At 58.7% G+C, this 8,872-nt stretch carries 9 protein-coding genes and 1 pseudogene; 7 read left to right on the top strand and 3 right to left on the bottom strand.

Annotation, left to right across the window (positions count from 1 at the left end; all coding sequences use genetic code 11):
- The first annotated feature begins 40 nt into the window (after positions 1-40).
- The 5 genes and pseudogenes from thiL (at position 41) to H8S59_RS24360 (ending at position 3,351) form a co-directional block, all read left to right on the top strand.
- Complete coding sequence (thiL, locus tag H8S59_RS24340; protein ID WP_187523074.1) at positions 41-1,006, top strand: thiamine-phosphate kinase; 966 nt, start codon at positions 41-43, stop codon at positions 1,004-1,006.
- Positions 1,003-1,512: a phosphatidylglycerophosphatase A family protein gene (locus H8S59_RS24345; protein WP_027901910.1), complete on the top strand. Its 510-nt coding sequence runs from the start codon at positions 1,003-1,005 to the stop codon at positions 1,510-1,512. The genes thiL and H8S59_RS24345 overlap by 4 nt, the downstream gene beginning before the upstream one ends.
- A gap of 221 nt (positions 1,513-1,733) precedes the next feature.
- Positions 1,734-2,351: a GTP cyclohydrolase II gene (gene ribA / locus H8S59_RS24350; protein WP_087267523.1), complete on the top strand. Its 618-nt coding sequence runs from the start codon at positions 1,734-1,736 to the stop codon at positions 2,349-2,351.
- 13 nt (positions 2,352-2,364) lie between these two features.
- Positions 2,365-2,562: pseudogene (locus H8S59_RS24355) on the top strand (MFS transporter); the annotation flags it as partial.
- Between the two features lie 156 nt (positions 2,563-2,718).
- The gene (locus H8S59_RS24360; protein WP_187523076.1) at positions 2,719-3,351 is read left to right on the top strand and encodes a Vat family streptogramin A O-acetyltransferase; all 633 of its coding nucleotides are present in this window, start codon (positions 2,719-2,721) and stop codon (positions 3,349-3,351) included.
- Positions 3,352-3,718: 367 nt separating this feature from the next.
- Here H8S59_RS24360 and dxs read toward each other — a convergent pair whose 3' ends face one another.
- The 3 genes from dxs to H8S59_RS24375 all read right to left on the bottom strand — a co-directional run bounded on the left by dxs (position 3,719) and on the right by H8S59_RS24375 (position 6,901).
- A complete protein-coding gene (dxs, locus tag H8S59_RS24365; protein ID WP_187523077.1) occupies positions 3,719-5,614 on the bottom strand; it encodes a 1-deoxy-D-xylulose-5-phosphate synthase in 1,896 nt (631 codons plus the stop codon).
- Positions 5,615-5,774: 160 nt separating this feature from the next.
- Complete coding sequence (locus H8S59_RS24370) at positions 5,775-6,662, bottom strand: polyprenyl synthetase family protein (RefSeq protein ID WP_187523078.1); 888 nt, start codon at positions 6,660-6,662, stop codon at positions 5,775-5,777.
- Positions 6,659-6,901: an exodeoxyribonuclease VII small subunit gene (locus H8S59_RS24375; protein WP_020289635.1), complete on the bottom strand. Its 243-nt coding sequence runs from the start codon at positions 6,899-6,901 to the stop codon at positions 6,659-6,661. The genes H8S59_RS24370 and H8S59_RS24375 overlap by 4 nt, the downstream gene beginning before the upstream one ends.
- Positions 6,902-7,150: 249 nt before the next feature.
- Between H8S59_RS24375 and H8S59_RS24380 the strand changes: the two genes are divergently transcribed.
- The gene (locus H8S59_RS24380; RefSeq protein WP_122807375.1) at positions 7,151-7,903 is read left to right on the top strand and encodes a maleate cis-trans isomerase family protein; all 753 of its coding nucleotides are present in this window, start codon (positions 7,151-7,153) and stop codon (positions 7,901-7,903) included.
- A 50-nt stretch (positions 7,904-7,953) separates the two neighbouring features.
- Positions 7,954-8,835 (top strand): LysR family transcriptional regulator, encoded by an 882-nt coding sequence (locus H8S59_RS24385; protein ID WP_095100510.1) that lies wholly within the window; start codon positions 7,954-7,956, stop codon positions 8,833-8,835.
- Positions 8,836-8,872 lie beyond the last annotated feature (37 nt).

Raw genomic sequence — 8,872 nt, forward strand, 5'->3', positions numbered from 1 at the left:
TCTTCGTTACACAGGCTAATAGCACAACAACGAGATCCTGATGGGCGAGTTTGAGCTGATCCGCAATTACTTCGCCGCTGCGCCTTGTGCGCAAGCGGGTGAAGGTGTGGCGCTGGGGATTGGTGATGACTGCGCTTTGCTGACGCTACCGCCCGGTGAGCAGTTGGCAATCTCTACCGATACGCTGGTCAGCGGCGTGCATTTCCCTGACGTCTGCGATCCGTTCCTGCTCGGCCAGCGTGCGCTTGGCGTGTCGGCCAGTGATCTTGCTGCCATGGGCGCCACGCCCGTTGCATTTACCCTCGCGTTAACCCTTCCTGAAGTGTCTGCCACTTGGCTACAGGCTTTCGCCCAAGGCCTGAACCTCATGGCGCAGGGTTGCGGCTTGCAACTGGTGGGCGGCGATACGACTCGTGGGCCATTGAGCCTGACGGTTACAGTATTCGGCCGGGTGCCAGCTGGTCAGGCGTTGACTCGCAGCGGCGCCCGGCCGGGCGATCTGCTGTGCGTCGGGGGACCGTTGGGCGATGCGGCAGGTGCATTGCCCCTTGTGTTGAACCAGCGTACTACTGAGGCGTCTACCGCAGAGGCTTTGCTGGCGCGGTACTGGTCGCCACAACCGCAATTTGCACTGGGTCGTGCGCTACGCGGCAAGGCCAGCGCTGCTCTGGATATCTCCGACGGCCTGTTGGCCGACTGCGGACATATCGCGCTAGCATCTAAAGTCCGGCTGTTGGTAGAGCAGGAAAAACTGCCGATGTCCGAGCATTTACTGGCCTTCATCGGTCAGCAAGGCGCAACAGAGGCAGCGTTGAGTGGTGGTGATGATTATTTGCTGGCGTTCACGTTGCCGCCTGAACACTTACAGGATTTGCTCGACGAAGGATTGCCCATCCATGTCATCGGGCGAGTCGAGGCGGGCGAAGGCGTCGCGCTGATCGACACCAAGGGTCACGACATTCCTGTCCTGGCACGCGGCTACCAACATTTTCGGGAGACACCGTGACAGATCATCCAAAGCAGGTCCCGGCGGAATTCGTTCCACCTTCGGTCTGGACCAATCCGTGGCACTTCCTGGCATTCGGTTTCGGTTCCGGCACGCTGCCCAAAGCACCGGGCACCTGGGGCTCCATGGTTGCCGTGCCGTTCATCCCGCTGTGGCAAATGCTTCCGGACTGGGGCTACTGGCTGATGCTCGGCATCACCATGTTGTTCGGCTTCTGGTTGTGCGGCAAAGTTGCGGATGATCTGGGCGTACACGATCACGAAGGCATCGTCTGGGACGAAATGGTCGGCATGTGGATCACCTTGTGGCTGGTGCCCGAGGGTTGGGTCTGGCTGCTGGTGGGTTTCCTGGTGTTCCGCTTTTTCGACATTCTCAAGCCATGGCCGATTCACTGGATTGACCGCAAGGTGCACGGCGGCGTCGGGATCATGCTCGATGACGTGCTGGCGGGCGTATTCGCCTGGGCTGCGATGCAGGGGATTGTGTGGGTTTGGGCGTGGATCTAGATTGAGATGCACCTCTCTGGGTAGGAGCGAACTTGTTCGCGAGGCGGGATTTTCTGAAAAAAATGCCTCGCGAACAAGTTCGCTCCTACCGGCGATCTATAAAGCATCAATCTAACTTCCCGATCTGTATGGTCGACAATTCGGCATAAGCGTCTGCCGAGGCGTGCTGCTACAATGCGTGCCTTGCGAATTTCCAGTCCCATACTGATCAGGAGCACACGGTGCCCGTCGTATTTGTAGCCGCTTCCAAGCTGCCTACCCCTTTTGCCGAATTCACCATGCATGGCTTTCTTGAGCATGCGACCGGTCGCGAACATCTTGTGTTGAGTCTGGGCGACGTATCCGATGGCGCCCCAGTGCTGGGGCGCGTCCATTCCGAATGCCTGACCGGCGACGCGCTGTTCAGTCAGCGTTGCGATTGCGGCTCCCAGCTCGAAGCCGCCTTGCGTGCCATCGCTTCTGAAGGTCGTGGTGTTTTGCTGTACTTGCGTCAGGAAGGCCGGGGCATTGGTCTGCTGAACAAGGTCCGCGCTTATGAACTGCAGGATGGCGGCGCTGATACCGTTGAAGCCAACGAGCGTCTGGGTTTTGCCGCTGACCAACGCGACTACGCCATTTGCCTGCCGATGCTGCAGCACCTGGGTGTCGACGCGCTGCGCTTGATGACCAATAACCCGCGCAAGGTCAAAGCCTTGACCGAGATGGGCATCAACGTTGCCGAGCGTGTACCGCTGCACACCGGCCATAACCCGCATAACAAACTCTATCTGGCGACCAAGGCTGGCAAGCTCGGCCACATGATGGGCAACGAACATCAGGGTGAAGCAGATCGCGCTTGAGGCGTAAAACACCAGACGCCGCTTCGCTCTCGCGTGGTGGTGGCAACGGGTGTTGACCCTGGCGCCGCTGTTTGTGATCAGCGGCGCGTTCGATGGCAAAGACGCCATTCTCCCCGTGCTGACGATGCCTGTTTTCGTCGTTGGGTTGCTTTTGGCGTCTTCCAGTGTGGTGCTGCCGTATCTCTACCGGATACCGCGGCAACTGGTTTGAAAGGCATCCTGTAATTCCTGACTGAACACTATCCGTAGGACCGCCTTTAGCCGGGAGGGCTTTGGCACATCCTTCAAATCTCTTTCGCCAGAAACAATGCGCTCCCGGCTAAAGCCGGTCCTACGGACGGAGTCACTGCATAAAAAGGAGCTTTCCATGAACGGACCCGACCCGAAAAATCCCCACCCAATGAATGGCTTTCCGCAGGTGTGTTTCATTAAAAACACCGTGAGCAATCCAAACATCATCGTTGGCGACTACACCTACTACGATGATCCCGAAGACTCGGAAAACTTCGAGCGCAACGTCCTTTATCACTTCCCGTTCATTGGCGACAAACTGATCATCGGCAAATTCTGCGCACTGGCGCGGGGCACTAAATTCATCATGAACGGTGCCAATCACAAGCTGAGTGGCATCTCGACGTATCCGTTTCAGATCTTCGGCAACGGCTGGGAGAAGGTAATGCCTGAGCCGGGTGACTTGCCCTACAAAGGCGATACCGTGGTGGGTAACGATGTCTGGATGGGGTACGACGTGCTGGTCATGCCCGGTGTGAAGATCGGCGACGGGGCGATCATCTCTGCGCGTTCGGTTGTGGTCGCAGATGTCCCGGCGTACAGCGTCGTCGGCGGCAACCCGGCCAAAGTCCTGAAACACCGCTTCCCCGCTGAAGTCAGCGAGCGACTTTTGGCCATTGCCTGGTGGGACTGGCCAATAGAGAAAATTACCCGGAATCTGCAGGTGATTGTTTCAGGTGATATCGAGGCGTTACAGACAGCGGTTTAGCGTAAAGACGCGCACATTTTCTGTGGGGGCTCACCGAGGTTACGAGGCCAGCGATGGCGGTGTATCAGACAAGCCGCCATCGCGGCCTCGCGCTGCTACAGATCCGTGTTTGCTGCGCGACAGCGCAATGTCAGGGGACGCATAGTCTGCATACCCCTGTAGGAGTGAGCTTGCTCGCGATAGCGTCAGGCCAGTCAATGATTCATAAACAGAAAAATCGAATCGCGAGCAAGCTCACTCCTACAGGGCCGTGTTTGCTTAGCGACAGAGCATTGTCAGGGACACAGTGCCATCCGCTGCCAGTCATCAACCAAACTGCACAAAAAAGGCGCTCAATGAGCGCCTTTCTTTTTGATGCTTTCAACGATCAGCCAATCAACATCAGTCGCTCGTTGATCGCCGCTTCAATACCCGCCTCATCCAATCCACACTCGGCCAGCATTTGCGCAGGCTTGGCGTGTTCGACGTAGACGTCCGGCAAGCCGAGATGCAGTACGGATTTGAGGATATTTTCCCGTGCCAGGAACTCGCTGACGGCAGCACCGGCACCGCCCATGATGGCGTTTTCTTCGACGGTCACCAGCAACTCATGGTTGGCGGCTGCATCGCGGATCAGCGCTTCATCAATCGGCTTGACGAAGCGCATGTCGATCACGGTCGCATCGATCTTTTCCGCCACTCTCAGCGCGTCAGCCAATTGCACGCCAAACACCAGAATGGCAACGCCCTGACCATTACGGCGAACAATGCCTTTGCCAATCTCGATAGGTGCGAGGCCGCTCTCGATGACTGCATTCGGCCCGGTGCCACGCGGGTAGCGCACAGCGGCGGGGCCGTTATGCAGATAACCGGTGCTGAGCATCGAGCGCAGTTCGTTTTCGTCGCTCGGCGTCATGACCACGATGCCGGGGATGCAACGCAGGTACGACAGATCGAAGCTGCCCGCGTGGGTCGGGCCGTCTTCGCCCACCAGACCTGCGCGATCAATGGCGAACAGAACGTCGAGGTTCTGCACCGCCACGTCATGCACCAACTGGTCATAGCCGCGTTGCAGGAAGGTGGAGTAGATCGCGACAACCGGCTTTGAGCCTTCACAGGCCATGCCTGCAGCCAGCGTCACAGCGTGCTGCTCGGCAATCGCCACGTCGAAGTAGCGCTCAGGGAAGCGCTCGCTGAACTCGACCATGTCCGAGCCTTCCTTCATCGCCGGGGTAATACCCACCAGACGTGAATCAGCATCGGCCATGTCGCAGATCCACTGACCAAACACACCGGAATACTTCGGTCCGCTGGCCTTTTTCGGGGCAGCGGCTGGGGCATTGAGTGGCTCCAGTTTGGTGATGGCGTGGTAGCCGATCGGGTCGACTTCAGCAGGTGCGAAGCCTTTGCCTTTCTTGGTCACAACATGCAGGAATTGCGGACCTTTAAGGTCACGCATGTTGCGCAGCGTTGCAATCAGGGTTGGCAGGTCGTGGCCGTCGATAGGACCGATGTAGTTCCAGCCCAGTTCTTCGAACAGGGTGCCGGGAACCAGCATGCCTTTCGCGTATTCCTCGGTGCGGCGGGCAATTTCCCACGCACCTGGCAAACGCGACAGAACCTTTTTGCTGCCCTCACGCATGCTGCTGTAAGTGCGGCTGGATAGGATCTTGGCCAGATAATTCGACAACCCGCCCACGTTGCGCGAGATCGACATGTCGTTGTCGTTGAGGATGACGAGCATGTTGGCGGCGACTTCAGGCGCGTGGTTCAGCGCTTCGAACGCCATGCCAGCGGTCAACGCGCCATCACCGATCACGGCGATGGACTTGCGGTCGCTGCCTTGCAGGCGGGCGGCAATGGCCATGCCCAGCGCTGCACTGATCGATGTGCTGGAGTGACCAACGCCAAAGGTGTCGTACTCGCTCTCGCTGCGACGCGGGAAAGCGGCAACTCCGTCTTTCTGGCGCAGGGTGTTCATGCGCTGACGACGACCGGTAAGGATCTTGTGCGGATACGCTTGATGACCCACGTCCCAGACCAAACGGTCGTCTGGGGTATCGAAGACATAATGGAGGGCGATGGTCAGCTCGATAACACCGAGCCCGGCACCGAAGTGCCCGCCGGTCTGGCCAACGGAATAGAGGAGCTCCAGGCGCAGTTCATCGGCCAGGTCTTCCAGCTCGGCTTCGCCCAGGCGACGCAAGCCGTCCGGCGTTTCAGCGCGGTCGAGCAGCGGCGTGGTAGGGCGCACGCGGGGAATCTCTTTAAACGTCGTGGGCATCAGGCGAATCGTTATAAGTAAAAGAGGCGGCAGTTTACCTGATGCATCGCATGCTGCCCATGAAGTGCAGCCTTTGATGCGCAGGCAAACCTGTCAAACACAAGTCTCTGACCCGGCCAGACACGGCCGGTTCGGGATATTTGCAGTCGTGTAATCGGGATCAGTTGCGGCGTTCGACGATGAAACGAGCCAGTTCACGCAACGGATCAGCCGACGCGTCGAAAGGTCGCAGGGCGTCGATGGCCTGGTCACGCAGTTGCAAGGCATAGAGCCGGGCAGGTTCCAGGCCCAGCAGCGCCGGGTAAGTTGGCTTGTCGCGGGCGATGTCTGCGCCTTGGCGTTTACCGAGGGTTTCGGTATCGCTTTCAACGTCGAGGATGTCGTCCTGCACCTGGAATGCCAGACCAACGGCCCTGGCATAGACTTGCAACGCAGCGAGCCGGGCCTGATCGGCATTACCGCTGGCCAGTGCGCCGAGCTTTACGCTGGCTTCGATCAGCGCGCCGGTCTTGTGCCGGTGCATGAATTCCAGTGCAGCCTGATCCAGCTTGAGGCCTACCGAACCGAGGTCGATGGCCTGACCGCCAACCATACCGGCAGGGCCAGCCGCCAATGCCAAGGCACTGACCATTTGCAGGCGGGCTTCGGCGTCTCGGGAGGTCAGGCTTGGGTCGAGCAGGGCGGTGAAGGCCAGGCTTTGCAGGCCATCACCGGCCAGAATCGCGCAGGCTTCGTCGAACGCTTTGTGAGTCGTTGGCTGGCCGCGACGCAGATCGTCATCGTCCATTGCCGGTAAATCGTCATGAACCAGCGAATACGCGTGGATCAGTTCAACTGCGCAGGCTGCGCCGTTGGCGTCTTCAGCGTTACCGCCCAGCGCTTCGCAGGCGGCGTAGGCCAGCAGCGGGCGCACGCGTTTACCGCCGTTCATCACGCTATAGCGCATGGCGGCGTACAGGCGGGTCAATTCTGGAGCAGGTGCTGCAAACAGACCTTCCAGCGCCGCGTTGACGCGGGTCTGACTCAGTGCCTGATAAGTCGCGATCATTCAGGCTGTTCCGCGTCGAATGGCTCTTCGGCCAATTCGCCGTCGCGTTCCAGCAGCACCTGAACCTTCTGTTCGGCTTGCGCCAGCGCGCCCTGGCAGTCGCGGGTCAGGCGAATACCTTGCTCGAAGGCAGTCAGCGAGTCTTCCAACGACAGCTCGCCGTTCTCCAGACGCTCTACCAGCGTTTGCAGATCAGCGAGTGATTGTTCGAAATCCAGTGCAGCTTTCTTGCGGGCCATGGGGGCTATTCCGGTAGAGGTTAAACCGGCGCGACACTAGCAGAGCGAGGGCTTCTGGGCAAATTGGGCGGCCCTCAAAATAGCTGTTCGAACCGGATAAACGGCGGTTTGTCACACCGCTCATCCGTCAGGTCGCCAACGCCAACCGCGAGGGCGACCTCATCAATGCCTGATGTACGCGCCTGGAAAGCGCTTCTAGCATCGCAAGTCTGTGATCTTCGGATCGTTTGCTTTGTCGAGGGCAGAACAATGAAAAATTTCCGTATCGGGCAAATCGTCCCCAGCTCCAACACCACGATGGAAACCGAAATTCCGGCGATGCTGACTTCGCGTTACTCGCTGTTCCCCGAAGAGCACTTCACCTTTCATTCGGCGCGTATGCGCATGATGAAGGTCAGCCCGGAAGAGCTGAAAAAGATGGACGTCGACAGTGACCGTTGCGCGCTGGAACTGAGCGATGCGCGCGTAGACGTCATGGCTTACGCCTGTCTGGTGGCGATCATGTGCCAAGGCGCGGGTTATCACAAAGTGTCTCAGGAACGCCTTGGCAACGTGGTTGCCGGTAACGAAGCGCCAACCCCGGTGCTGAGTTCGGCAGGCGCGCTGATCGACAGCCTGAACGTGCTCGGCTACAAAAAAGTCGCCATCATCACGCCGTATATGAAGCCACTGACGCAACAAGTGATCGATTACATCGAAGCGGCAGGGATCGAAGTGACGGACTCCATCAGCCTGGAGGTGGCCGACAATCTGGCGGTGGGACGTCTCGATCCGATGAACCTGGTGGCGCATGCTGATCGTTTGAATATCGGTCAGGCGGATGGCGTGGTGTTGTCATGCTGCGTGCAGATGCCGTCATTGCCCGCGATTCAGGTCGTGCAGGATCGTCTCGACAAACCCGTGTTGTCCGCTTCGGTCGCTACTGTTTATCAGATCCTGAAAACCCTGGGCCTGGAAGCTAAAGTGCCAAACGCCGGTCATCTGTTGTCGGGTGCGTTCTGAGAGTCTGATTGAGCGCGTACTATGACCGGACTTCACGTCCGGTACTTACCATGAAGCTCGATCCTGTTTCGCTGCGCCTGTTCGTCAGTGTTATCGAAGAAGGCACCATCGCTGCCGCCGCCGAGCGCGAGCATATTGCCGCGGCGGCGGTCAGCAAGCGGCTCAGTGAGCTGGAGGAGTTGCTCGACGCACCCTTGCTGGTGCGCAGCAACAAGGGCGTTACGCCGACAGCGGCGGGCATTTCCCTGCTGTATATGGCCCGCAGTGCCCTGAACAATCTCAATGAAATCGTCGTGCAAATGCGCGAATACGGCCATGGCCGACGCGGCTCGGTGCATGTGCTGGCCAACATTTCGGCCATCAGCCAGTTCATGCCGGGGCTGATCAAGTCGTTCATGGATATGAATCCGCTGATCGATATCAAGCTTGAAGAAAAGGAAAGCCTGGCCATCACCAAAGCCGTGGCCGAGAATCGCGCGGATATCGGTATTTTTACCCGCTTGCCCCATGGTACCGATGTTGAAGTCTTCCCGTTTCGTAAGGATCGGCTGGTATTGCTGGTGCCCGACACCCATCCACTGGCCAGTCGGGAGAGCGTCACGTTCAGTGAAACCCTCGATCATCCTTACGTAGCGCTGCGCAGCGGTACTCATCTGAATTTCCAGTTGATCAAAGCCGCCAACGATGTAGGCCGCTCGCTGAAAATTCGCATGGAAGTGTCCAGCTACGACGCGCTCTGCCTGATGGTTCAGGCGGGCGTCGGTATTGGCATCCTGCCGCAGGGCAGCGTCGGGATCTACAGGCTGGAAGGTGTGCGAACGGTTGTGCTCAATGAGCCGTGGGCAGAGCGGGAGTTGATGGTTTGCGTCCGGTCGCGTGCAGGGCTGTCGAGCGCGGCGGGGCTATTGTTGGAGCATTTGCTGGATGGGTGAGTCAGCGCCAGCTTCCTGTCCTGAGGCATTTATTGCC

It is taken from the genome of Pseudomonas folii, from assembly GCF_014357575.1.
GTDB classification, from domain to species: domain Bacteria; phylum Pseudomonadota; class Gammaproteobacteria; order Pseudomonadales; family Pseudomonadaceae; genus Aquipseudomonas; species Aquipseudomonas folii.